The sequence below is a fragment of the Mesorhizobium sp. M1338 genome (assembly GCF_040318045.1).
Classification (GTDB): Bacteria; Pseudomonadota; Alphaproteobacteria; order Rhizobiales; family Rhizobiaceae; genus Mesorhizobium.
Genome location: NZ_JAMYLL010000004.1, coordinates 168382 through 192638 on the forward strand (window position 1 = coordinate 168382; position 24257 = coordinate 192638).

The 24257-nt window shown below is 62.8% G+C and carries 17 protein-coding genes; 13 read left to right on the forward strand and 4 right to left on the reverse strand.

What is annotated here, in order from left to right; genetic code table 11:
* Window positions 1-41 precede the first annotated feature (41 nt).
* From cysD to cysQ, 3 genes are read left to right on the forward strand one after another with little or no spacing between them, the layout of a single operon-like run.
* Complete coding sequence (gene cysD, locus NKH19_RS06320; RefSeq protein ID WP_352877373.1) at window positions 42-947, forward strand: sulfate adenylyltransferase subunit CysD; 906 nt, start codon at window positions 42-44, stop codon at window positions 945-947.
* 2 nt (window positions 948-949) lie between these two features.
* Entirely contained in the window at window positions 950-2887 is a 1938-nt protein-coding gene (cysN, locus tag NKH19_RS06325; RefSeq protein WP_352982021.1) for a sulfate adenylyltransferase subunit CysN, read from the forward strand.
* 10 nt (window positions 2888-2897) lie between these two features.
* A complete protein-coding gene (gene cysQ, locus NKH19_RS06330) occupies window positions 2898-3686 on the forward strand; it encodes a 3'(2'),5'-bisphosphate nucleotidase CysQ (protein WP_352982068.1) in 789 nt (262 codons plus the stop codon).
* A gap of 14 nt (window positions 3687-3700) precedes the next feature.
* Here cysQ and NKH19_RS06335 read toward each other — a convergent pair whose 3' ends face one another.
* From NKH19_RS06335 to NKH19_RS06350, 4 genes are all read right to left on the reverse strand, one after another.
* Window positions 3701-4843, reverse strand: coding sequence for a DegT/DnrJ/EryC1/StrS family aminotransferase (locus NKH19_RS06335; RefSeq protein ID WP_352982022.1), 1143 nt, complete (start codon window positions 4841-4843; stop codon window positions 3701-3703).
* 247 nt (window positions 4844-5090) lie between these two features.
* Complete coding sequence (locus tag NKH19_RS06340; protein ID WP_352982023.1) at window positions 5091-6014, reverse strand: carbohydrate kinase family protein; 924 nt, start codon at window positions 6012-6014, stop codon at window positions 5091-5093.
* Window positions 6011-6457, reverse strand: a complete 447-nt coding sequence (locus NKH19_RS06345; protein WP_352982024.1) for an RbsD/FucU family protein — start codon at window positions 6455-6457, stop codon at window positions 6011-6013. Before NKH19_RS06345 ends, NKH19_RS06340 begins: the two co-directional genes overlap by 4 nt.
* Entirely contained in the window at window positions 6457-7683 is a 1227-nt protein-coding gene (locus tag NKH19_RS06350; protein WP_352982025.1) for an ROK family transcriptional regulator, read from the reverse strand. The genes NKH19_RS06345 and NKH19_RS06350 overlap by 1 nt, the downstream gene beginning before the upstream one ends.
* Window positions 7684-7951: 268 nt before the next feature.
* On the opposite strand from NKH19_RS06350, the gene NKH19_RS06355 reads away from it, so the two are divergent.
* The 10 genes from NKH19_RS06355 to bglA all read left to right on the forward strand — a co-directional run bounded on the left by NKH19_RS06355 (window position 7952) and on the right by bglA (window position 24251).
* Window positions 7952-8929, forward strand: a complete 978-nt coding sequence (locus tag NKH19_RS06355; protein ID WP_502910887.1) for a sugar ABC transporter substrate-binding protein — start codon at window positions 7952-7954, stop codon at window positions 8927-8929.
* 159 nt (window positions 8930-9088) lie between these two features.
* Complete coding sequence (locus NKH19_RS06360; RefSeq protein ID WP_352982026.1) at window positions 9089-10150, forward strand: ABC transporter permease; 1062 nt, start codon at window positions 9089-9091, stop codon at window positions 10148-10150.
* Window positions 10151-10152: 2 nt separating this feature from the next.
* Window positions 10153-10935, forward strand: a complete 783-nt coding sequence (locus NKH19_RS06365) for an ATP-binding cassette domain-containing protein (protein WP_352982070.1) — start codon at window positions 10153-10155, stop codon at window positions 10933-10935.
* A gap of 234 nt (window positions 10936-11169) precedes the next feature.
* Window positions 11170-13638, forward strand: coding sequence for a glycogen/starch/alpha-glucan phosphorylase (locus NKH19_RS06370; RefSeq protein WP_352982027.1), 2469 nt, complete (start codon window positions 11170-11172; stop codon window positions 13636-13638).
* A gap of 106 nt (window positions 13639-13744) precedes the next feature.
* Window positions 13745-15958 (forward strand): 1,4-alpha-glucan branching protein GlgB, encoded by a 2214-nt coding sequence (glgB, locus tag NKH19_RS06375; protein WP_352982028.1) that lies wholly within the window; start codon window positions 13745-13747, stop codon window positions 15956-15958.
* 50 nt (window positions 15959-16008) lie between these two features.
* The gene (gene glgC, locus NKH19_RS06380) at window positions 16009-17274 is read left to right on the forward strand and encodes a glucose-1-phosphate adenylyltransferase (protein WP_352982029.1); all 1266 of its coding nucleotides are present in this window, start codon (window positions 16009-16011) and stop codon (window positions 17272-17274) included.
* A 3-nt stretch (window positions 17275-17277) separates the two neighbouring features.
* Window positions 17278-18723, forward strand: coding sequence for a glycogen synthase GlgA (gene glgA / locus NKH19_RS06385; protein WP_352982030.1), 1446 nt, complete (start codon window positions 17278-17280; stop codon window positions 18721-18723).
* Between the two features lie 3 nt (window positions 18724-18726).
* On the forward strand, window positions 18727-20355 hold the full coding sequence (locus NKH19_RS06390) for an alpha-D-glucose phosphate-specific phosphoglucomutase (RefSeq protein ID WP_352982031.1): 1629 nt from the start codon (window positions 18727-18729) through the stop codon (window positions 20353-20355).
* 277 nt (window positions 20356-20632) lie between these two features.
* The gene (gene glgX / locus NKH19_RS06395; protein ID WP_352982032.1) at window positions 20633-22639 is read left to right on the forward strand and encodes a glycogen debranching protein GlgX; all 2007 of its coding nucleotides are present in this window, start codon (window positions 20633-20635) and stop codon (window positions 22637-22639) included.
* Window positions 22626-24251 (forward strand): beta-galactosidase BglA, encoded by a 1626-nt coding sequence (bglA, locus tag NKH19_RS06400; protein WP_352982033.1) that lies wholly within the window; start codon window positions 22626-22628, stop codon window positions 24249-24251. Before glgX ends, bglA begins: the two co-directional genes overlap by 14 nt.
* Window positions 24252-24257: the final 6 nt, after the last annotated feature.

Sequence of the window (24257 nt, forward strand, 5' to 3'; positions counted from 1 at the left end):
AAGATCTTCTGTCGGAAGGCACGAAAGAACGCTCACGGTCCATGACAACAGCGCTTACGCATCTACAGCGGCTTGAAGCCGAGTCCATCCACATATTCCGCGAGGTTGCGGCCGCCTTTTCCAAGCCGGTCATGCTTTATTCCGTCGGCAAGGATTCATCCGTGCTGATGCATCTGGCGATGAAGGCGTTTTATCCCGCTAAGCCGCCGTTTCCCTTTCTTCACGTCGACACGACGTGGAAATTCCGCGAGATGATCGCCTTTCGCGATCAGATGGCGCAGAAACTCGGCTTCGATCTCCTGGTTCACGTCAACGAAGATGGCGTGCGCGACAACATCAATCCGTTCGACCATGGTTCGAACACGCACACCCATGTGATGAAGACCGTGGCGCTGCGTCAGGCGCTCGACAAATACGGTTTCGACGCGGCCTTTGGTGGCGCTCGTCGTGATGAAGAGAAATCGCGCGCCAAGGAGCGCATCTTTTCCTTCCGCAACGCCCAGCATGTGTGGGATCCGAAGAACCAACGGCCCGAGATGTGGAAGATATTCAACACCCGCATCGCAACAGGCGAATCGATCCGCGTCTTTCCGCTGTCGAATTGGACTGAACTCGATATCTGGCAGTACATCCTGCAGGAGAGTATCCCGATCGTGCCGCTCTATTTCGCCAAGGAGCGGCCGGTGGTGGAACGCGACGGCATGTTGATCCTCAGGGATGACGAGCGCATGAAACTGCGCCCCAGCGAGACGGTGGAGAACCGGCTGGTGCGGTTCCGCACGCTTGGCTGCTATCCGCTGACCGGGGCCATCGAATCGGATGCCGATACGCTGGAAGCCATCGTGGGCGAAATGCTGACCGCGCGCACCTCCGAACGGCAGGGGCGCCTGATCGACCGCGACGAAGCCGGCTCGATGGAAAAGAAGAAGCGCGAGGGGTACTTTTGACCATGCGCCACATCATGGCAAAGAGCCTCGCACCCACCGACGGCGTTCGCGACTATCTGGCGGCGCAAGAGAAGAAGTCGCTGCTGCGCTTCCTGACCTGCGGTTCCGTTGATGACGGCAAGTCGACGCTGATCGGGCGCCTGCTCTCCGACACCAAGCAGATTTTCGAGGACCAGCTCGCCGCGCTCGAGCGCGATTCGCGCAAGCATGGCACCACCGGTGACGACATCGATTTCGCTTTGCTGGTCGACGGTCTCGAGGCCGAGCGTGAGCAAGGCATCACCATCGACGTCGCCTACCGCTTCTTCGCTACGCCGAAGCGCAAATTTATCGTTGCCGACACGCCTGGCCACGAACAGTACACGCGCAACATGGCGACCGGCGCCTCGACCGCCGACCTGGCGATCGTGCTGATCGATGCCCGGCAAGGAGTGCTGCGCCAGACCAGGCGCCATTCGATCATCGCCTCGCTGCTCGGCATCCGCCACATCGTGCTGGCCGTCAACAAGATCGATCTCGTCGGGTTCGACCAAGCGGTCTTCGAGCGGATCGTTGAAGACTACCGGCAATTCTCGCGCGATCTCGGCTTCGAGACTATCGTGCCGATCCCGATGTCGGCCCGTTACGGCGACAACGTCACCAGCCACTCGGACAACATGAAGTGGTATTCCGGCCCGACGCTGATCGAGCATCTCGAAACCGTGTCGGTCGATGAAGCGGTGGTCGAACTGCCGTTCCGGTTTCCGGTCCAGTATGTCAATCGCCCCAATCTCGACTTTCGCGGCTTTGCCGGCACGATCGCATCCGGCTCGGTTGCGCCCGGCGACGAGGTCGTTGTCGCCAAGTCCGGCAAATCCTCGCGCGTCAAGCGGATCGTCTCGTATGGCGGCGATCTTGCCCAGGCGGCTGCCGGCCAGGCCGTCACGCTGGTCCTTGACGACGAGGTCGAGATATCACGCGGCAACATGCTGGTTTCGCCTGCCGCACGGCCGCAGGTCGCAGACCAGTTCGCCGCCAACATCGTCTGGTTCGACGAACACGCGCTGCTGCCCGGTCGCTCCTACATCCTGCGCACCGAGACCGATCAGACCAGCGCCACCGTGACTGACCTGAAATACCGGATCAACGTCAACGACTTTGCCCATGAAGCGGCCAAGTCGCTCGAAATGAACGAAGTCGGCATCTGCAACATCTCGACGCGGACGCCGATCGCCTTCGATCCCTTCGCCGAGAACCGCACCACCGGCGCCTTCATCCTGATCGACCGCATCTCGAACGCCACGGTCGGCGCCGGCATGATCCTGCACTCATTGCGCCGCGCCGAAAACATCCATTGGCAGTCGCTCGATGTCGGCAAACGCGTCCGCGCCGACATGAAGAACCAGCGGCCCGCGGTGTTCTGGTTCACCGGGCTGTCGGGCTCCGGCAAGTCGACCATCGCCAACCTGTTCGAAAAGAAGCTGTTCGCCACCGGCCGCCATACTTATATCCTGGACGGCGACAACGTCCGTCACGGTCTCAACCGCGATCTTGGTTTCACCGACGCCGATCGTGTCGAGAACATCCGCCGCGTCGCCGAAGTGGCGCGTTTGATGGCCGATGCCGGGTTGATCGTCATTGTGTCGTTCATTTCGCCGTTCAGCGCCGAGCGGCGCATGGCGCGCGAATTGATGGCAGACGGCGAGTTCATCGAGGTGTTTGTCGATACGCCGTTCGAGGAATGCGCCAGGCGTGATCCGAAGGGCCTCTATGCGCGCGCACTGAATGGCGAGATCAAGAATTTCACCGGCGTCGATTCCCCTTACGAAGCGCCGGAAAACCCGGAAATCCATCTCAAGACACTCGGCAAATCGGCCGAGGAGATGGTAGACGCCCTGGAACACTGGCTTAACGAGCGCGACATTGCCGAAGACCAATACGACAACGGCGGCGGCATCTGACGACAGGCTGATGCTCGAAATCTTCGAACGGCTGGCCCTGGCGGCCGGGCGCGAGGTGATGCGTGTGTTCCATGCCGGCTGCGCGGTCGACCGGAAATCAGATTCCTCGCCGGTGACCGAGGCGGACCGCGAGAGCGAGAAGATCATTCTCGCCGGACTGCGTGCCGCATTTCCCGACATTCCCTGCGTGGCCGAGGAGGAGGCATCCGCCGGCATCGTGCCGCCCGACCTGGACGGGGCTTTCTTTCTGATAGATCCGCTCGACGGCACCAAGGAATTCGTCAACCGCCGCACCGACTTCACCGTCAACATAGCGCTTGTCCGTCACGGCGTGCCGGAAGTCGGCGTCGTCTTTGCGCCCTGCACGGGCCGCTTCTTTTCCGGCCTGCCGGGCAGGGCGGAATCTCTTGAAATCAATGGCGACTACCAGATCGTCGGCCGCCGGCCGATTTCGGTGAGAACGGCCGTGGCGCCGCTGGCCGTCGTCGCCAGCCGTTCCCACAACACGCCGGAAACCGAGGCCTATATTCGCGACCTCGGTGCCGCCGAAATCGTCTCGGTCGGCTCGTCCTTGAAATTCTGCCTTCTCGCCAGCGCCGAGGCGGATGTCTATCCGCGCTTCGGCCGCACCATGGAATGGGACACGGCGGCGGGCGATGCCGTGCTGCGCGCGGCCGGCGGCATGACGCGCACGCTGGACGGCCAGCCTTTGGTCTATGGCAAGCGCGGGCAAAGCGACGACGAGGATTTTGCCAATCCGCATTTTATCGCCAGCGGGGCAGGGGCCAATCCCGTCTGAGACCGGTCGACAGATTACTCGGCTGCGGCCTGCGCTGAATTAGATCCGATGTAGTTGCGGATCGTCTCGATGATGCGGTTCTGGTCGGCTTCGCTGAGATAAGGGTGCATCGGCAGACAGAGGATCCGCTTCGGCAGGTCTTCCGACACGGCAAGGCCGGTCGGCGTGCGCGGATAGTCGCGATAGGCGACCTGGGCATGCAGCGGCTTCACATAGTAGATAACAGACGGAATGCCCTTTTCACCGAGATGCGCCTTCAACCCGTCGCGCTTCGGCGTCTCGATCGCGTACTGCGCCCAGGCCGAACGGCTGCCGTCCAGATTGCGGGCGGCGGTAACGATGTCGCCAAGTCCGTCCGCATAGCGCTTTGCCACCACCTGGCGGGCAACCATCTCGTCTTCGAGAATGGCCAGCTTCTCGATCAGGATCGCCGCCTGCAGCGTGTCGAGCCGCGAATTGATGCCAACGCGGACATTGTCATATTGTGTTTCGCCCTTGCCGTGGAAGGCGAAAGACCTGAGCTGCTCGGCCAGCGCATCGTCATTGGTAAACATCGCGCCGCCGTCGCCGTAGCAGCCAAGCGGCTTTGCCGGATAGAAGCTGGTCGAGCCGACGGCGCCGAAGGAACCGCACATCTTGCCGTCGAGCGAACCGCCCATCGACTGGGCGGCATCCTCGATCACCATCAGCCTTTCGCGGTTGGCGATCGCCATGATCGCCTCGTAGTCGGCGGCAAGGCCGAACAGGTCGACGGGGATGATTGCCTTCGGCTTCAGCCGGCCTTCCTTCTTGATCATGGCGATGGCCGCTTCGAGGCTGGCAATGTCAATGTTGTAGCTATGCGGGTCGACATCGACGAAAACCGGCTCGGCCTTGGCCAGTGCCACCACTTCGGCGGTGGCGGCGAAAGTGAAGCTCGGCACGAAGACCGCGTCGCCCGGGCCAACGCCGGCCGCAAACAGCGGCAACAGCAGTGCATCGGTGCCGTTGGCGCAGGCCACGACATGCTTGGTGCCGATATAGGCGGCCAGCTTGTTCTCGAATTCGGTAACTTGCGGGCCGAGGATATAGCGGCCCTCGTCGACGACACGGTCGATCGCGGCCTTCAGCCGGTCGCGGATTCGTTCGCGCTGCGCGCCAAGATCGATGAACTGCATGTCGGCCTCAAAACGGGTTAGCCAGATAACCGGCCGCTGGTACCAGAGTTGCGCCCGCCGAGAAAGCCGGACAGGCAGAACCGCGAATTGCCTAGGTGTCGCAGCCTGTTACCTGTATTCCCCGGCGGACCTTCGCGAGATGCCGGAAATCCGGGCTTCGTCGGGCGCGATCCCACATTTATACCTCCAGGGATCGACCCTGCGAAACATAAAGTGATCGGCTGGCTCAATCTAGGTTGAGCGTTACTCAGACGATCTCATGCCGCCACGGCGGATTGGCGCCGGCCCGTGATACCGTCACCGCCGCCGCCTTGGCACCGAGCGCCAACGCCTTGTGAATGGCATCTTTCGACAGGTCGGAAATAGCCGCCTTCGTCAGCAGGCCCTGCTCATGCAAGGAGGCGAGGATGCCGGCGTTGAATGTGTCGCCGGCTCCGACCGTGTCGACCACCTCGACCTTTTCCGGCATGACCGTGACAGCGTGTTCCCTGGTATAGCCGACTGCGCCTTCGCTGCCATGCGTGACGACGATCAGCTTGGGGCCGCGATCGAGCCAGTTACGGATGACATCCTCGTGCGAGCCGGCTTCGCCGAACCAGTTCAAATCTTCGTCCGACAGTTTCACGATGTCGGCCATCGCCATCATGGCGCGGATGCGCCTAAGGTGCTTGGCCTTATCCGGGATGAAGTTCGGGCGGATGTTGGGATCGAGCACCATGACGCGGCTTGCATGCTCGCGCTTCATGAACTCCTCATAGGCACTGCCGGCGGGCTCCGAGATCAAGCTGATGGCGCCGAACAGCATGGCTTCGATCTCGTTGCCGAGCTGCGGCAAGTCGTCGATGGTCAGCATGCGGCCAGCGGTGTTCTCGTCATAGAATGTGTAGGTCGCCTGGCCGTTGGTGAGCTTGACGAAGGCCAGCGTCGTTGGCCGAGGCGAGGTGTGCGCATAGGTGGAGCTGACCTTGCTCGCCCTCAGCGCATCCCTGAACTGACCGCCGAACAGATCCGACGACAGTCCGGAAAAAAAGCCGGCCGGCGCGCCGAGCCGGCCAAGTGCGATCGCCGTGTTGAACACCGCGCCGCCGACGTAAGGCGCGAAAGCCGGCTCGCCCGCTGTCGTCGTACGCGGCAGCATGTCGATCAGGGCTTCGCCGCAGCAGAGGATCATGGCTTGCTGGTCTCCGGCGGATAGATCACGCCTTTGCGGATGATGATGTTGGCGTAGAGCCGCGGCTCGCTTGTCGCGACGATGGCATGCGCCGATCTGACCCGTGCATAGAAGTCGGCGCCGGCCAGCGCAACCACCTTGCGGCCCGGCGCGCGTTTGGCGCAGGTAGCCTCGATCTCATGATGGACGGGATCGGCAAGCGAGGGATCGCCTTTGACAGAGGCACGAAACAGCGCCTCCGGCACAACGTCATCGACAGGCAGGACGCTCAATATCGCGTCGAGCACCGGGATGAGGTGGTGACCATCGGCCCGCACCAGCCGGGTCGCCTGTTGTTCTGCCGGATAATTTCCGTCGACGAGGGCGATTTCGTCGCCATGGCCCATGCCGCGCAAGATCGCCAGAAGCTCCGGACCGAGCAGCGCCGGGATTCCGATCAGCATCAGGCGCTCCTGGAAATCGTCGTCGAGCTGATCAGGAAGCGTTCGGAAAGTGGCAGGCTGGCGCCGCCGAGCGCCCTGGCATGAATGCCGACGGTTCCCTCGCGTACGGCGGGCAGCTTCAAACCTTCACCGTCGATCGTGGCGATGGCCGCGATGATGGCGTCGACCAGCCGGCGGCGCACCGCCTTCGGCATCCATCCGTCGATCACCGCCGCTTCGAAATCGATGACCGAGGATGCGGCGACGATGGCGTAGGCGAGCGCTCGCGAAGCGCTGGCGATCCAGTCGTCGAGCTCGGGTCCGATCTCGCCCCAGTCTTCCGGCGATGTCCACAGATGCGAAGCCTCGACGCCGCGCGCATTGAGCGCCTTTTCGAGCATGGCGATGGACGCCACGTCGATCAATTGGGTCGGCTTGCCGTCCGGCCCCGGCACGGGCATGGAGCCGAGTGCTCCGGCATTGCCGGTCGGCCCGCCAAAAAGCCGGCCATTCAGCACGATGCCGCCACCGGCAAAGGCGCCGATATAGAAATAGACGAAGTCACGCGCGGCACTCGCCTGGCCGAAGACGAGTTCGGCGCCGCAGGCTGAAGTGGCGTCGTTCTGCAGGTAGACCGGAAAATCGCATTGCGCCTGGATGTCGGCCCTGATGTCGCGGTGACGCCATTCGTCCATGACGTCGCGCGGGGCGCCGGCCGTATCGGCCCAGTTCCACAATTCGAACGGCATGGCGATGCCGAGCCCGGCGATGCGCTTGTCCTGTGCGGGCGTCAGTTCGCCGCGCATCTGCCGCATGCCGTTGCTGACGAAATCCACCGTCTCGCGTGGCGCCGGGTAACGATAGGAATGCTGCAGCATCGAGCGCACATTGCCGAGAAAGTCGATCAGCACGAGTTCGGCGCTGCGCCGGCCGATCTTCAGCCCAATGAAGAAAGCGCCCTCGGGATTGAGCGCCATCGGGATGGAGGGTTGGCCGATCTTGCCGCGCAACGGCGCTTGGCGCAGCAGGAGGCTTTCTTCCTCCAACTCGCGCATGATGACCGAAACCGTCTGCGCCGAAAGTCCGGTCATGCGGGCGATGTCGGATTTCGCCAGGCTGCCATGCTGGCGCACCAGCGAGAGCACCAACCGCTCGTTGTGGTCGCGCATGCCGCTCTGGTTGGTGCCGCGGTGAATGAGGCTGTCATTCGCCTCGGGCGAACCGTGCCTCGCTATGGCGGTTTCCACCCTGTTCCTCCCGTCGTTTCCCCGCAATGCTTTTGGGCCAGAATGGGTGAATGAAGCAAGCCTGTCAATAATAAATAAGAGTGATTTAATTATTGACAGCGGCTTCGGCCTGGTGTCTGTTGAGGCAGCGTCCACGCTGGGAGAATTTCGTTGGATGCGCTGCAGGTGCCGGTTGGCCGGCATCCGGAATGGTTCCACTGGGAGGAAAATCGTGACCAATACAAAACTGTTGAAATCGACCGTGTTTGCCGCCGCGGCTCTGGGCCTGATGGCGTTTGCGTCGTCCGCATCCGCGGCCGGTGTCGGTGCCTGCCTGATCACCAAGACCGACACCAACCCCTTCTTCGTCAAGATGAAGGAAGGCGCCGCGGCGAAGGCCAAGGAACTCGGCGTCGACCTCAAGACTTACGCCGGCAAGATCGACGGCGACAGCGAGAGCCAGGTCGCGGCGATCGAAAGCTGCATCGCCGACGGCGCCAAGGGAATCCTGATCACGGCATCCGACACCAAGGGCATCGTGCCGACCGTGAAGAAGGCGCGTGATGCCGGCCTGCTGGTGATCGCGCTCGATACGCCGCTCGATCCGATCGACGCCGCCGACGCGACCTTTGCGACGGACAATCTCGAAGCCGGCAAGCTGATCGGCGCCTGGGCCGCCGCCACGCTTGGCGACAAGGCCAAGGACGCCAAGATCGGCTTCCTCGACCTGACGCCTTCGCAGCCGACCGTGGACGTGCTGCGCGATCAAGGCTTCATGATGGGCTACGGCATCGACGTGAAGGACCCCAACAAGATCGGCGATGAGGACGATGCGCGCATCGTCGGCCACGACGTCACCAACGGCAACGAGGAGGGCGGCCGCAAGGCGATGGAGAACCTTCTGCAGAAGGACAACACCATCAACGTCATCCACACCATCAACGAGCCCGCAGCTGTCGGCGCCTACCAGGCGCTCAAGGCAGTCGGCCTCGAAAGCCAGGTGCTGATCGTTTCCGTCGACGGCGGCTGTCCCGGCGTGAAATCGGTGACCGAAGGTGTCATCGGCGCCACGTCGCAGCAATATCCGCTGCAGATGGCGGCGCTCGGCATCGAGGCGATCGCCGCTTTCGCCAAGGACGGAACCAAGCCGAAGCCGACCGAAGGCAAGAATTTCTTCGACACCGGCGTCAATCTGGTGACCGACAAGCCGGCCACCGGCGTGAAGTCCATCGACACCAAGGAAGGCCTCGCCAAGTGCTGGGGCTGATGCCGGTCTGACAGGCATCTACGCAACCTGAGCGGTCGGGGCTTGATCCCCGACCGCTTCCGGTGGACGATGGTCGCGTGACCGCGAACAATCCCGGCAGCAGACCGGAAAAGCGTGGACGGGCGTCGGCGTTTGGCTGCAGTCCTACGGGGAGAAAACATGGCTCAAGCTCAAGAATTCGAGAAAGTTCTCTCGAGCAGCGACACAAGCGTTGCCGCTTTTGACGAGCACAAATCGGCCGTCAAGCGCATCCAGCATTTCCTGCATTCGACTCCGGCGGCGGTGCCGTTGATCGTGCTGGTTCTGGCGGTCATCGTCTTCGGCATCACCATCGGAGGGCGGTTCTTTTCGTCCTACACGCTGACGCTGATCCTGCAGCAGATCGCCATCATCGGCATTCTGGGTGCTGCACAGACACTGGTCATCCTCACTGCCGGCATCGACCTGTCGATTGGCGTGATCATGGTGATTTCAGCGGTGATCATGGGTAATTGCGCGGTCAGCTATGGTATGCCCAGTGTGCTCGCCGTGGCGATCGGGCTTGCCGCCGGCGCGGCCTGCGGGCTGCTCAACGGAGTGCTGGTCGCCTACATGAAGCTGCCGCCCTTCATCGTGACGCTTGGCACCTGGAACATCGTCATGGCCACGAACTTCATCTATTCGGCCAATGAGACGATCCGCGACACCGACGTCGACACCCAGGCGCCGCTGCTGCATCTGTTTGCGTTGAGCTTCAAGGTTGGCACGGCGGTGCTGACGCTCGGCGTCATTGCAACGGTCGTGCTCGTTTTAGTCCTATGGTACGTGCTCAATCACACGGCATGGGGTCGCCATGTCTACGCCGTCGGCGACGATCAGGAGGCGGCGAAGCTGTCGGGCATCCAGACCAAGAAGGTGCTGATGACGGTCTACACCCTTGCCGGGCTGATCGCCGCTTTCGCTGCCTGGGTCTCCATCGGCCGCAACGGTTCGATCTCGCCGTCCGCCGCCGTCACCGACTACAATCTGCAGGCGATCACCGCGACGGTGATCGGCGGTATTTCCCTGTTCGGCGGGCGCGGCTCGATCCTGGGCACGCTGTTCGGCGCGATGATCGTCGGCGTCGTCTCCATGGGCCTCAATATGCTGGGCGCCGATCCGCAATGGAAAGTGCTGCTCACCGGTGTGCTGATCATCGGCGCCGTGGCTGTCGACCAATGGATCAGAAAGGTTTCGGCATGACCATGACCCAGGAACCCATTCTCACCGCTCGTGGCCTGATCAAGCGTTATGGCCGCGTCACCGCCCTCGACAATGCGGACTTCGACCTCTACCCGGGCGAAATCCTCGCCGTCATAGGCGACAATGGCGCCGGCAAGTCGTCGCTCATCAAGGCGATTTCCGGCGCGGCCGTGCCCGATGAAGGCGAGATCCGGCTTGAAGGCAAGCCCGTCGCCTTCAAATCACCGATGGAGGCCCGCGAAGCCGGCATCGAGACCGTCTATCAGAATCTGGCGCTGTCGCCGGCGCTGTCGATCGCCGACAACATGTTCCTTGGCCGCGAGATCCGCAAACCGGGTTTTCTGGGCGACTGGCTTCGTATGCTCGACCGTCCGGCGATGGAAAAGCGCGCCCGCGACAAGCTAACCGAACTTGGCCTGATGACCATCCAGAACATCTCCCAGGCGGTGGAAACGCTGTCTGGCGGCCAGCGCCAGGGCGTGGCGGTGGCGCGCGCCGCCGCCTTCGGCAGCCGTGTGGTGATCATGGACGAACCGACGGCCGCCCTTGGCGTCAAGGAAAGCCGCCGCGTGCTCGAACTGATCCTCGACGTCAAGAAGCGCGGCCTGCCGATCGTGCTCATCTCGCACAACATGCCGCATGTCTTCGAAGTGGCCGACCGCATTCACATTCACCGGCTAGGTCGTCGCCTCTGCGTCATCGATCCCAAGCAATATACGATGTCCGATGCCGTCGCCTTCATGACCGGAGCAAAGATTCCGCCCGAGGCGGCGCTTGCGGCTTGATACATGTCGCCCAAAAGTGCGTAGCGGTTTGGCGACAACGACATGCACGGAACAAAATTTGAAGCGCGTCGCGGGGATCGTCTGAGCGCGCCGCGCTTCAAATTGCCAAATTGCCGCAGGGTAACTCGGACTGGGGCTCGCCTAAATCGATTGAATATGTAGCAGTATCGGCTAGCATGGGCTGGGAGGAACGATGAAAGCCGGTATGATCATGGCAACCGCACGAGAGGCAGCATGACGCGCGCGATGACATCCGAAGCTCCCCAGCCCGAACTTGAAAATCCAGATCCCAAGACACTCGCCGATGAAGTCTTGAAGGCCCTCAAATACCGGGTCGGCAAGGATACCACCGTCGCGACCCAGTACGACTGGCTGACCGCCTCGATCAAGGTCGTGCGCGACCGCATCGTCGACCACTGGATGCAGGCGACGAAGGAGGCCTACGACCAGAAGGAAAAGCGTGTCTATTATCTGTCGCTGGAGTTCCTCATCGGCCGGCTGATGCGCGATGCCTTCTCCAATCTCGGCTTGATGGACAATATGCGCGAGGCGTTGTCGTCGCTGGGTGTCGATCTCGATCTCATCGCCGCACTCGAACCGGACGCGGCACTCGGCAATGGCGGCCTCGGCCGGCTTGCCGCCTGCTTCATGGAAAGCATGGCGACCGTCGACATTCCCGCGCATGGCTACGGTATCCGCTACGCCAACGGCATGTTCCGCCAGGAGATTCACGACGGCTGGCAGGTCGAACTGCCCGAGACCTGGCTCGATCACGGCAACCCGTGGGAGTTCGAACGCCGTGAACGTTCGTTTGAGGTCGGGTTCGGTGGTTCGGTAGAATCGATCACCTCCAAGGACGGCCGGCTCGAGCGCCATGTCTGGAAGCCGACCGAGCATGTACTGGCTGTCGCCTATGACACGCCCGTGGTCGGATGGCGGGCCAATCGCGTCAACACGCTGCGGCTCTGGTCGGGCATGCCGGTCGATCCGATCCTGCTCGACAAGTTCAATGCCGGCGACCACATCGGCGCGCTTGCCGAAAGCAACAAGGCCGATGCCTTGTCGCGCGTTCTCTATCCCGCCGATTCCCACAAGGCCGGGCAGGAGCTGCGGCTCAGGCAAGAGTACTTCTTCTCCACCGCCTCGCTGCAGGACATCGTTCAGCGCCATCTCAGCCAGTATGGCGACCTGAAGTCGCTGCCCGATAAGGCCGCGATCCACCTCAACGACACCCACCCGGCAATCGCTGTGCCTGAGCTGATGCGCCTGTTGATGGACGTCCACGGCATGGATTTCGATCAGGCCTGGGATATCACCAAGCGCACCTTCGGCTACACCAACCACACGCTGCTGCCCGAGGCACTGGAAAGCTGGCCGGTGCCGCTGTTCGAGCGGCTTTTGCCTCGCCACATGCAGATCGTCTATGCCATCAATGCCGAAGTGCTGCTTGAGGCACGCGCGTCCAACCAGTTCTCGGACGAGCAGATCGGCCGCATCTCGCTGATCCAGGAAAATGGCGACCGCCGGGTGCGCATGGGCAATCTGGCCTTTGTCGGCTCGCACTCGATCAACGGCGTTTCGGCTCTTCACACCGACCTGATGAAGGAGACGGTGTTCGCCGACCTGCACAAGCTCTACCCCGAGCGCATCAACAACAAGACCAACGGCATCACGCCGCGGCGCTGGTTGATCCAGTGCAACCCCGGGCTGACGTCGCTCGCCTGCGAGGCGATCGGCGACCGATTCCTCGATGACATCGACGCTATCAAGAATCTCGATGGCTTCGCCGGCGACGCCGCCTTTCGCGACAAGTTCGCCGCCGTCAAGCGCGCCAACAAGGCGCGGCTGGCCAACCTCGTCGCCGACCGGCTCGGCATCAAGGTCGACCCCTCGGCGCTGTTCGATATCCAGATCAAGCGCATCCACGAATACAAGCGCCAGCTCCTGAACATCCTCGAGGCGATCGCTCTCTATGACCAGATCCGCTCGCATCCCGAGCGCGACTGGATGCCGCGCGTGAAATTCTTCGGCGGCAAGGCGGCGCCCAGCTATCATAATGCCAAGCTGATCATCAAACTCGCCAATGACGTCGCCAAGGTCATCAACCGCGACCCGGCCGTGCGCGGTTTGCTGAAGGTCGTGTTCGTGCCCAACTACAATGTCAGCCTGGCCGAGATCATGATGCCGGCTGCCGACCTTTCCGAGCAGATCTCGACCGCCGGCATGGAAGCGTCGGGCACCGGCAACATGAAGTTCGCGCTGAACGGCGCGTTGACCATCGGCACGCTCGACGGCGCCAATGTCGAGATCAAGGAATGCGTCGGAGACGACAACATCTTCATCTTCGGCCTGACCACCGCCGAGGTCGCCGAGCGGCGCAACAATGGCTACAACCCGCGCGCCATCATCGAAGGATCGTCTGAACTGGCGCAGGCCGTTGCCGCTGTTTCGTCAGGCGTCTTCTCGCCGGACGATCCGGAGCGCTACCGCGACCTCATGAACGGTCTCTACAACAGCGACTGGTTCATGGTTGCCGCCGATTTCGATGCCTATGCCACCGCCCAGCGCGAGGTCGATGCGGTCTGGCGCAACAGTCCCGATTGGTACGCCAGGGCAATCCGCAATGTTGCGCGTGTCGGCTGGTTCTCCTCCGATCGCACGATCCGGCAATATGCGAAAGAAATCTGGAACGTGCCTGTCTGATGTGATTGCATGAGGCCACGAACAATGTGGTCCCGGTGATGTGGATTTGAAGTCGGATCACACCACTAGAAACAAACACTCGGTGCCCGGGGAGGGACGCTGCCTGATGAAGAAGCCGCGCGCGACCGCTGCGACAAGCGGGCCGGACGGACTGGCGCCAGCCAGCGATGTCGCGGCGATTGTTGCCGGCACGCATGGCGACCCGTTTGCCGTTCTCGGTGTTCAGGAGGCTGGCAAGGGTTTTGTGGCCCGCTGCTTTGTTCCGAATGCCGAATTCGTCACCGCTTACACGCTGACCGGCATCATCGCCGGTGAACTGTCCAGGCGCGACGATGGCGGCTTTTTCGAAGGCAAGCTCTCGATCAAGAAGCGCCAGCCCCTGCGCTATCACGCGCGCAATGCCGGCGGCGACTGGTGGCTGACCGATCCCTATTCGTTCGGTCCGGTGCTTGGCCCGATGGACGACTATTACATCGCCCAAGGCTCGCACCTGAGGCTATTCGACAAGCTCGGTGCTCATGTCATTGACCACGAAGGCGCTTCCGGCGTGCATTTCGCCGTCTGGGCTCCCAATGCACGGCGCGTCTCGGTGGTCGGCGACTTCAACGAATGGGACGGCCGCCGGCACACGATGCGCGATCGCCGCGACACCGGCATCTGGGAACTGTTCGTACCCGACATCGGTGCCGGACGACCCTACAAATACGAGATCATCGGCCCCGATGGCGTGAGACTCCCACTGAAGGCCGACCCGTTCGCCTTCAAATCCGAACTGCGTCCGGCCACCGCTTCGGTCGTTGCCATGCCACCGGCGCATGAGTGGGGCGACGAGGCGCACCGCAATTTCTGGCGCAATGCCGATCACCGGCGCGAAGCCATCTCGATCTATGAGGTCCATGCCGGTTCCTGGCAGCTTCGCGACGACGGTGCGTTCTTGTCATGGGACGAACTGGCCGACCGGCTGATCCCCTATGTGGTCGAGACCGGTTTCACCCATATCGAATTCATGCCGATCTCCGAACACCCCTATGATCCGTCCTGGGGCTACCAGACGACCGGCCTCTACGCACCGTCGGCCCGCTTCGGCGACCCGGACGGCTTTGCCCGTTTCGTTGACGGCGCCCACCGCGCCGGCGTCGGTGTCATCCTCGATTGGGTACCAGCGCATTTCCCGGTCGACGCGCATGGCCTGGCCAATTTCGATGGCACCGCGCTTTATGAGCATGCCGATCCGCGCAAGGGTTTTCATCCCGACTGGAACACCGCGATCTATAATTTCGGCCGCCGCGAGGTGGTGTCCTTCCTCGTCAACAACGCGTTGTTCTGGGCCGAAAAATACCATGTCGACGGTTTGCGCGTCGATGCGGTCGCCTCGATGCTCTACCTCGACTATTCGCGCAAGGCCGGCGAATGGATCCCCAACGAGAAGGGCGGCCGCGAGAACCTCGAGGCGGTCAGCTTCCTGCAGAAGATGAACAAAGAGGTCTACGGTCACCATCCCGGCGTCATGACCATCGCCGAGGAATCGACCTCATGGCCGAAGGTCTCCGCACCCGTGCATGAAGGTGGGCTGGGCTTCGGCTTCAAGTGGAACATGGGCTTCATGCACGACACGCTGGAGTATTTCTCCAAGGAGCCGATCTTCCGCAAGCACCACCACAATGATCTCACCTTCGGCCTGACCTATGCTTTTTCGGAGAATTTCGTGCTGCCGCTCTCGCATGACGAGGTCGTGCACGGCAAAGGGACGCTGCTTGGCAAGATGGCCGGCGACGACTGGCAGAAATTCGCGACGCTACGTGCCTACTACGCCTTCATGTGGGGTTATCCCGGCAAGAAGCTGCTGTTCATGGGGCAGGAGTTCGCGCAGCGCCGCGAATGGAGCGAGGCGCGCGCGCTGGACTGGAACCTGCTCGAGTTCCGCCCGCATCGCGGCGTCTGGCAGACGGTGCGCGATCTCAATTATCTCTACCGTTCGCGCCCGGCGCTGCACGGCCGTGATTGCGAGCCTGAAGGGTTTTCCTGGTTGATCGTCGACGACAGCCAGAATTCGGTTTTCGCCTGGCTGCGCAGCGCACCGGGGGGCAGCCCGGTGGCCGTCATTTCCAATTTCACGCCGGTCCCGCGCGACAACTATCGCGTGCCGTTACCGACGGCCGGCAAATGGCGCGAAATCATCAACACCGACGCTTCGGAATATGGCGGTTCCGGCAAGGGCAATGCCGGCACGGTCGAGGCCCGGGCGGAGAGCGGCAGCATCTCCGCGACGATGCTTTTGCCGCCGCTGTCGACGATCATGCTTGAACTGGTGGCCGACTGAGCCATGTCGAGGTCGAGTAAGTCGAGACTGAGTAACTTGGGAGGGTAGAAATGGCAGACTTGAAACGGACCCAGCCGTTGGCGCGCGATGCCATGGCCTATGTGTTGGCCGGCGGCCGTGGCAGCCGCCTCAAGGAACTGACCGACCGGCGCGCCAAGCCGGCCGTCTATTTCGGCGGTAAGACGCGCATCATCGACTTCGCGCTTTCCAACGCGCTCAACTCCGGCATTCGCCGCCTTGGCGTCGCCACCCAGTACAAGGCGCATTCGCTGATCCGCCACCTGCAACGTGGCTGGAACTTCCTGCGGCCCGAGCGAAACGAGAGTTTCGACATCCTGCCGGCCAGCCAGCGCGTCTCGGAAACGCAGTGGTATGAGGGCACGGCCGACGCCGTCTATCAGAACATCGACATCATCGAGGCCTACGGCCCCGAATACATGGTGATCCTGGCTGGCGACCACATCTACAAGATGGACTACGAACTGATGCTTCGCCAGCATGTCGACGCCAGTGCCGACGTCACCGTCGGTTGTCTCGAAGTGCCGCGCATGGAAGCCACCGGCTTCGGCGTCATGCATGTCGACGGCAAGGATAACATCATTGCTTTCGTCGAAAAGCCCGCCGACCCGCCCGGCATTCCAGACAAGCCGGAGTTCGCTTTGGCCTCGATGGGCATCTATGTCTTCAAGACCAATTTCCTGATGGAGCAGTTGCGCCGCGATGCCGCCGAGCCGGGCTCGAGCCGCGACTTCGGCAAGGATATCATCCCCTATATCGTCCAGCACGGTAAGGCGATCGCCCACCGCTTCGCCAAGTCCTGCGTCCGTTCGACCGCCGAGAACGAAGCCTACTGGCGCGACGTCGGAACGGTCGACGCCTATTGGGAAGCCAATATCGACCTGACCGATATCACGCCGGAACTCGACCTCTACGACCGCGACTGGCCGATCTGGACTTATGCCGAATTGAAGCCGCCGGCAAAGTTCGTGCATGACGAGGATGGCCGCCGCGGTTCGGCCGTGTCCTCGCTGGTTTCGGGCGATTGCATCGTTTCGGGGGCCTCGCTGAAACGAAGCCTGATCTTCACCGGTGCGCGCATCAATTCCTATTCGACGCTGGAAGAAGTCGTCATGCTGCCCGACGTTCATGTCGGCCGGAACGCAAAGTTGAAGCGCGTGGTCATCGACCATGGTGTTAGGATACCGGAAGGGCTGGTGATCGGCGAAGATCCCGTTCTCGACGCCAAGCGTTTTCGGGTTTCGGAAAAGGGCATTTGCCTGGTCACCCAGGACATGATCGACAAACTAGGGCTCTAGTGCATGCAGGTTCTGTCGGTCACGCCCGAGATTTTCCCTCTGATAAAGACCGGTGGGCTTGCCGACGTGACCGGCGCGCTGCCCATTGCGCTGGCGGCCAAGGGCGTGACCATGCGTACGCTCATCCCCGGTTTCCCGATCGTCATGGCCGCCTTCAAGAAAAGGAAGGCGGTTCTGCAATATCCCTTGCTGCAGGGCGGCAAGGCCTCCGTCCACTCCGTTCAGCTCGCCGGGCTCGAACTGTTCGTGCTCGACGCGCCGCATCTATTCGACCGTCCCGGCGGCCCCTATGGCAATGCGACCGGTGTCGATTGGCCCGACAACTGGCGGCGCTTCGCGGCGCTGAGCCAGGTCGGCGGCGACATCGCCGGTGGCGCCATCTCGGGCTACCAGCCCGACATCGTCCATGCCCATGACTGGCAGTCGGCGATGACGCTGGCCTATATGCGCTACGGCAAGGCGGTCGGCGTGCCATCGATGATGACTGTCCATAACCTCGCCTTCCAGGGCCAGTTCGGCGCCGGCATCTTTGGCGAGCTCGGCTTGCCGGCCGCGGCGATGGCGCTTGACGGCGTTGAATATTATGGCGGCGTCGGCTTCCTCAAGGCCGGGCTGCAGGCCGCTTGGGCAATCACCACGGTCAGTCCGACCTATGCGCAGGAGATCCGCTCGGCGGAATTCGGCATGGGTCTCGACGGTCTCATCAACATGCGCTCCAGCGATCTCCATGGCATCGTCAACGGCATCGACACCGGCATCTGGGATCCGGAAACCGACAAGCATCTGGTCTCCACCTATGCGGCCAGCACGCTGAAGGCGCGCGCCCCCAACAGGGCTGCCGTGGAAGACCGCTTCAGCCTTGAGCGCGACGACAGTCCGATCGTCTGCGTCGTCAGCCGCCTGACCTGGCAAAAGGGCATGGATATCTTGGCGACAGCGATCGATGGCATCGTTGCGACCGGCGCGCGCCTGGCCATCCTGGGCTCGGGCGATGCTGGCCTCGAAGGCGCGCTGCTTGCGGCCGCCGCCAGGCATCGCGGCCGTATCGGGGTCGTGGTCGGCTATGACGAGGGACTGTCGCACATCATGCAAGGCGGTTGCGACGCCATCGTCATACCCTCGCGCTTCGAACCCTGCGGGCTGACACAGCTTTACGGACTGCGCTATGGCTGCGTGCCGGTGGTCGCCCGCACAGGCGGCCTGGCCGATACGGTCATCGACGCCAACGAGGCCGCCATTTCAGCCGGTGTCGCCACCGGCTTCCAGTTCGCGCCCAACAATGGCGGCGCCTTGCTGCACGCCATCCGCCGCCTGGTCGACGCCCATGCCAGTCCGGTGGTCTGGGAATCGTTGCAGCGCCAAGGCATGAAAGCCGATGTGTCGTGGGACAAGAGCGCGGAAAAATATTTTGAACTCTATCGCTCGCTGCTTACGAAGAGGGTTTCCTGAAGCATGATACGCACCGTCCCCACCAAACCCTATTCCGATCAGAAGCCCGGCACGTCGGGCTTGCGCAAGAAGGTGCCGGTGTTCCAGCAGGAGCACTATGCCGAGAACTTCATCCAGTCGATCTTCGACGCGCTCGATGGTTTCAAGGGCAAGACCCTGGTGATCGGCGGCGATGGCCGCTTCTACAACCGCGAGGTCATCCAGAAGGCCATCGCCATGGCGGCCGCAAACGGCTTCGGCAAGGTGATGGTCGGGCAAGGCGGCATCCTGTCGACGCCGGCCGCTTCCCATGTCATCCGCAAATACAAGACCTTTGGCGGCATCATCCTTTCAGCCAGCCACAATCCGGGCGGCCCGCACGAGGATTTCGGCATCAAGTACAATGCCGGCAATGGCGGCCCGGCGCCGGAAAAGCTGACCGACGCGATGTTCGCCAAGACCAAGGCGATCTCAAGCTTCAGAACCGCCGATATCGATCCGATCGACATCGACACGATCGGCACGGTCGAGGCCGCCGGCATGGCGGTCGAGATCATCGATCCGGTCGCCGATTATGCCGAGCTGATGGAAAGCCTGTTCGATTTCGACGCATTGCGCAAACTGTTCAAGTCCGGCTTCCGCATGCGCTTCGACGCCATGCACGCCGTGACCGGCCCCTATGCCAAGGAGATCCTGGAAAACCGGCTGGGTGCGCCCAACGGCACCTGCCGCAACTTCAAGCCGTTGCCGGATTTCGGCGGCCACCACCCGGACCCGAACCTCGTCCACGCCAAACACCTCTATGACGAAATGATGGGGCCGGACGCGCCGGATTTCGGCGCCGCCTCGGACGGCGACGGCGACCGCAATCTGATCATCGGCAAGGGCATTTTCGTCACCCCTTCGGATTCGGTCGCCATGCTCGCCGCCAACGCCCGCCTGGCGCCCGGCTACAGGGCTGGTTTGAAAGGCATTGCCCGCTCGATGCCGACCAGCGGCGCGGCCGATCGTGTCGCTGAAAAACTCGGCATCGGCATCTATGAGACGCCGACCGGCTGGAAGTTCTTCGGCAATCTGCTCGACGCCGACATGGCGACGATTTGCGGTGAGGAAAGCGCCGGCACCGGCTCCAACCATGTCCGCGAAAAGGACGGCCTGTGGGCGGTGCTCTTGTGGCTCAACATCCTTGCCGCGCGCGGCGAAAGCTGCAAGCAGATCGTCACCGAGCACTGGGCGACCTACGGCCGCAACTACTATTCGCGGCACGATTATGAGGAGGTCGAGAGCGACCGCGCCAACGCGCTGATCGATGAACTCCGCGCTAGGCTCGGCGCGCTGCCAGGCACCAATGTGCGCGGCATGACAATCGCCAGCGCCGACGATTTTGCCTATCACGACCCGGTCGACGGTTCGACCAGCGAGCACCAGGGCATCAGGGTGCTGTTCGAAGGCGGTTCGCGCGTCGTCTTCCGGCTTTCCGGCACCGGCACGTCGGGCGCGACGTTGCGCGTCTATATCGAGCGCTACGAGCCGGACAAGTCGAGGCACGATCTCGACACCCAAGCCGCACTTGCCGATCTGATTGCCGCGGCCGATGATATTGCCGGGATTCGCAGCCATACCGGCCGCGCCAAGCCGAGTGTGATTACGTGAAGGCGGCACTGCGTGCCTGAGATTGGCCAGAACGCCCATCGCTTCGTCATCCTGGGGTGGAGCAAGGAGCGCAGCGACGCGGCGCAGACCCCAGGATCCACGCCGTGACTTCGACGTGTTGCAACGGTGCAGAATTCTGATGGGTTGCGCGCCCCGGCTAAGGTCGCGGAATGGATCCTGGGGTCTCCGCGACGGAGCTTCGCTCAGGGATGACGAAGTTGAGAAGGCCTCGGCCAATCACAAACGTTTGCGATAGTTCACCACAAGGCTGGCGCGCGTGAACCAGCTCGGCGCCACCGTCACCCGTGAAGGCATCCGCTTTGCCGCGTGGTCGCAAGCCGCCAGACGGCTCTGGGTCTCGATCTTCGATGAGCGGGGCAACCGGGAAATCGAACGGCTTGAGCTGCGGCCGGAAGGCGAGGGCGTGCATGCGCTGTTTGTCGCGGGCCTTGGCCCCGGCACCCGCTACGGTTTCCGCGCCGATGGTGACTACGCGCCGGAGCGCGGGCTGTGGTTCGACCCCGCTAAGCTGCTGACCGATCCTTACGCCGTCGAGATCGACAGGTCCTACGCGTATGACTGGCGGCTGGCCCAGCGCCGGGGTGAGGGGGCCGATACCGCGCCGCTGATGCCGAAGGCGATTGCCGCCGCCTTGCCGAAGCCCGTGCTGGCTGCGCCGCCGCTCTTTCAGCCCGGTGGCCTGATCTACGAAGTGCCGGTGCGCGCCTTCACCGCGCTGCATCCGGACATTCCGGAAAAATTGCGCGGTACGGTCGCGGCGCTAGCTCACCCCGCGGTTGTCGAGCACCTGAAAAAACTCGGCGTTGGCGCGGTCGAACTGATGCCGGTGACGGCGTCGATCGATGAGCGGCATTTGCCGCTGCTCGGGCTGCGCAACGCCTGGGGTTACAATCCCGTGACGTTCATGGCACTCGATCCGCGCCTGGCGCCGGGCGGCCTTGCGGAATTGCGCAACACGGTCGCCGTGCTGCGCCAGGCCGGCATCGGCGTCATTCTCGACCTCGTCTTCAACCATACGGGCGAGAGCGACAGGCTTGGCCCTACGCTGTCGCTGCGCGGCTTCGACAACCAGGCCTATTACCGGCACACGCCTGACGGCAGGCTGGCCAACGACACCGGCACCGGTAACACGGTCGCTTGCGATCACCCGGCCGTCCGGGAAATGGTCCTCGACACGCTTCGCCATTTTGTCCGGGATGCCGGCGTCGATGGCTTCCGCTTCGACCTGGCGCCTGTTCTTGGCCGTGTCGAAGGAACATTCGATGCCGAGGCGCCACTGCTGAGGGCGATGCGAGAGGACGCCGTGCTGGCCGATCGCGTGTTGATCGCCGAGCCCTGGGATATCGGTCCGGAAGGCTATCAGCTCGGCAATTTTCCGCCGCCTTTCCTCGAATGGAACGACAAGTACCGCGACGATGTCAGGCGCTTCTGGCGCGGTGACGCCGGCATGGTCGGCGCGCTGGCGACCCGGCTTGCCGGCTCGTCCGATGTGTTTGCCGCGAAGGGGCAAAACGTCAGCCGCACGGTCAATTTCATCGCCGCCCATGACGGCATGACGCTGGCCGACATCGTGCGCTACGAGCGAAAGCACAACGAGGCTAATGGCGAGCAGAATCGCGACGGCCACAATGAGAACCTATCCTGGAACAACGGCGTGGAAGGGGATGCGGACGACCCGGCGGTGGCCGAGGCTCGTCGGAACGACCAGCACGCGCTGCTCGCCACGCTGTTTGCCGCGCGCGGCACCATCATGCTGACGGCTGGCGACGAATTCGGCCGCACCCAGCAGGGCAACAACAACGCCTATGCGCAGGACAACGAGATCACCTGGCTCGACTGGGCCGGCCGCGACCAGGCGCTGGAGCGTTACACGGCGCTGCTCTCGACGTTGCGCCGCGCGATACCGGCGCTATCCGACACAGGCTTCCTTATCGGCCAGCCACCGGCAGGTTCAGAGATGCCCGACGTCGCATGGCTGACCGAGACAGGCGCGCCGATCGATGAACAGAGTTGGCGGGATCCGCGGCGGCACCGCCTTGTCATGATCCTGGGTGGCGACGGCGATGGCGAGTGCCGTGTTGCCGTCATCATCAACGGCGATCGCCGCGCCTGCATAGTCACGCTGCCTGAACGTGAAGGGTTTTTCTGGACCGCCGCCGTCGATGCGGCGGACATCTCGCGGCCGGTATCGGGGCGGACGGTGATCTTCATGATCGAACGCGTGCAGGCCGGCACAAGGGAGAAGCGCAATGGCGGCAGGTGACAAGGCCGGATGGTGGCGCGGCTGCGTCATCTACCAGATCTATCCACGCTCGTTCCAGGACACGACCGGCGACGGCAGCGGCGACCTCAGCGGCATTACCTCGAGGCTCGCTCATGTCGCCTCGCTTGGTGTCGACGCTGTCTGGCTGTCGCCCTTCTTCAAGTCGCCGATGGCCGACATGGGCTACGACGTGTCGGATTATCGCGATGTCGATCCGATGTTCGGCACGCTTGAGGATTTCGATGCGCTGGTCGCCGAGGCGCATCGTCTCGGCCTGAGGATCATCATCGATCAGGTGCTGTCGCATTCATCCGACAAGCACGACTGGTTCGTCGAAAGCCGAGCCAGCCGCGATAATCCCAAGTCCGACTGGTATGTCTGGGCCGATGCCAAGCCCGACGGCGGCGCGCCCAACAACTGGCTCTCCGTCTTCGGTGGCCCGGCCTGGGAATGGGATTCGACCCGCCGGCAATATTACATGCACAATTTCCTCGCCTCGCAGCCGGATCTGAATTTCCACAATCCGGAGGTTCAGGACGCGCTTCTGGAAACGGTGCGGTTCTGGCTCGATCGTGGCGTCGACGGCTTCCGGCTCGATACGGTCAATTACTATGTCCACGACCGCTGGCTGCGCAGCAATCCACCCTTGGCATCAAGTGTCGCGGGCACGAATACGGAGACCAACACCTACCTCTACCAGGAGCATCTGTTCGACAAGACGCAGCCGGAAAACCTGGCGTTCCTGCGCCGCTTCAGGGCGCTGCTCGACGCGTATGAGGACCGCGCCGCTGTCGGCGAGATCGGCGATGAGGGCCGCTCATTGCAGACGCTCGCCGCCTACACATCCGGCGGCGACACGCTCCATATGTGCTACACCTTCGATCTGCTTGGCCCACGGTTCTCCGCGGCGCATGTGCGCGGCTGCGTCGAAGCCTTCGAGACGGCCGTTTCCGATGGCTGGGTCTGCTGGGCGTTCTCCAACCACGATGTGGCCCGCCATATCAGCCGCTGGACAAGGCCGGGCAGCGATCCCGACGCGATCGCAAGATTCTCGATCATGCTGCTGTCCGGCCTGCGCGGCTCGATCTGCCTCTATGAGGGCGAGGAACTCGGCCTGGAGGAGGCGGAGCTTGCCTATGAGGATCTGCGCGACCCCGTCGGCATCCGCTTCTGGCCGGGCGTCAAGGGTAGGGATGGGTGCCGCACGCCGATGGTTTGGGAGGCCGGCGCCGACAATGCGGGCTTCTCGACGGCCAAGCCGTGGCTGCCGATACCGGCCAGCCATCGCGCCCGCTCGGTCGACGTCCAGAATGCCGACACAGCCTCCGTGCTGACATCCTATCGGGTCGCCCTGGCGTTGCGCGGGGAGCACCAGGCGCTGGTGACGGGCTCGATCCGCTTTCTGGACGCTGAGGGTGAGGTGCTTGCGTTCATCCGCGAAGGCGGCGGCGAAAGACTGCTCTGTGTCTTCAATTTCGCAGGGGAATTAGCGAATTGGCCGTTGCCGCCCGATATCGGAGCGGTTGCAAGGCTTGACGGCGATACAGCTGTCGTAGAGGAGGCCGAGCTTTCGTTGCCCGCGCTCGGATGTTTCCTTGGCCGCCTCGACTGATTTGGC

Bases quoted from the DNA above. Each gene is read 5' to 3' on its own strand.
- NKH19_RS06390 (WP_352982031.1), top strand. From the start codon at position 18,727: ATGATACGCACCGTCCCCACCAAACCCTATTCCGATCAGAAGCCCGGC.
- cysQ (WP_352982068.1), top strand. From the start codon at position 2,898: ATGCTCGAAATCTTCGAACGGCTGGCCCTGGCGGCCGGGCGCGAGGTG.
- NKH19_RS06355 (WP_502910887.1), top strand. From the start codon at position 7,952: ATGGCGTTTGCGTCGTCCGCATCCGCGGCCGGTGTCGGTGCCTGCCTG.
- glgA (WP_352982030.1), top strand. From the start codon at position 17,278: ATGCAGGTTCTGTCGGTCACGCCCGAGATTTTCCCTCTGATAAAGACC.
- cysD (WP_352877373.1), top strand. From the start codon at position 42: ATGACAACAGCGCTTACGCATCTACAGCGGCTTGAAGCCGAGTCCATC.
- NKH19_RS06365 (WP_352982070.1), top strand. From the start codon at position 10,153: ATGACCCAGGAACCCATTCTCACCGCTCGTGGCCTGATCAAGCGTTAT.
- bglA (WP_352982033.1), top strand. From the start codon at position 22,626: ATGGCGGCAGGTGACAAGGCCGGATGGTGGCGCGGCTGCGTCATCTAC.
- NKH19_RS06360 (WP_352982026.1), top strand. From the start codon at position 9,089: ATGGCTCAAGCTCAAGAATTCGAGAAAGTTCTCTCGAGCAGCGACACA.
- NKH19_RS06340 (WP_352982023.1), bottom strand. From the start codon at position 6,014: ATGATCCTCTGCTGCGGCGAAGCCCTGATCGACATGCTGCCGCGTACG.
- NKH19_RS06335 (WP_352982022.1), bottom strand. From the start codon at position 4,843: ATGCAGTTCATCGATCTTGGCGCGCAGCGCGAACGAATCCGCGACCGG.
- NKH19_RS06370 (WP_352982027.1), top strand. From the start codon at position 11,170: ATGACGCGCGCGATGACATCCGAAGCTCCCCAGCCCGAACTTGAAAAT.
- cysN (WP_352982021.1), top strand. From the start codon at position 950: ATGCGCCACATCATGGCAAAGAGCCTCGCACCCACCGACGGCGTTCGC.
- NKH19_RS06345 (WP_352982024.1), bottom strand. From the start codon at position 6,457: ATGCTGATCGGAATCCCGGCGCTGCTCGGTCCGGAGCTTCTGGCGATC.
- glgC (WP_352982029.1), top strand. From the start codon at position 16,009: ATGGCAGACTTGAAACGGACCCAGCCGTTGGCGCGCGATGCCATGGCC.
- glgB (WP_352982028.1), top strand. From the start codon at position 13,745: ATGAAGAAGCCGCGCGCGACCGCTGCGACAAGCGGGCCGGACGGACTG.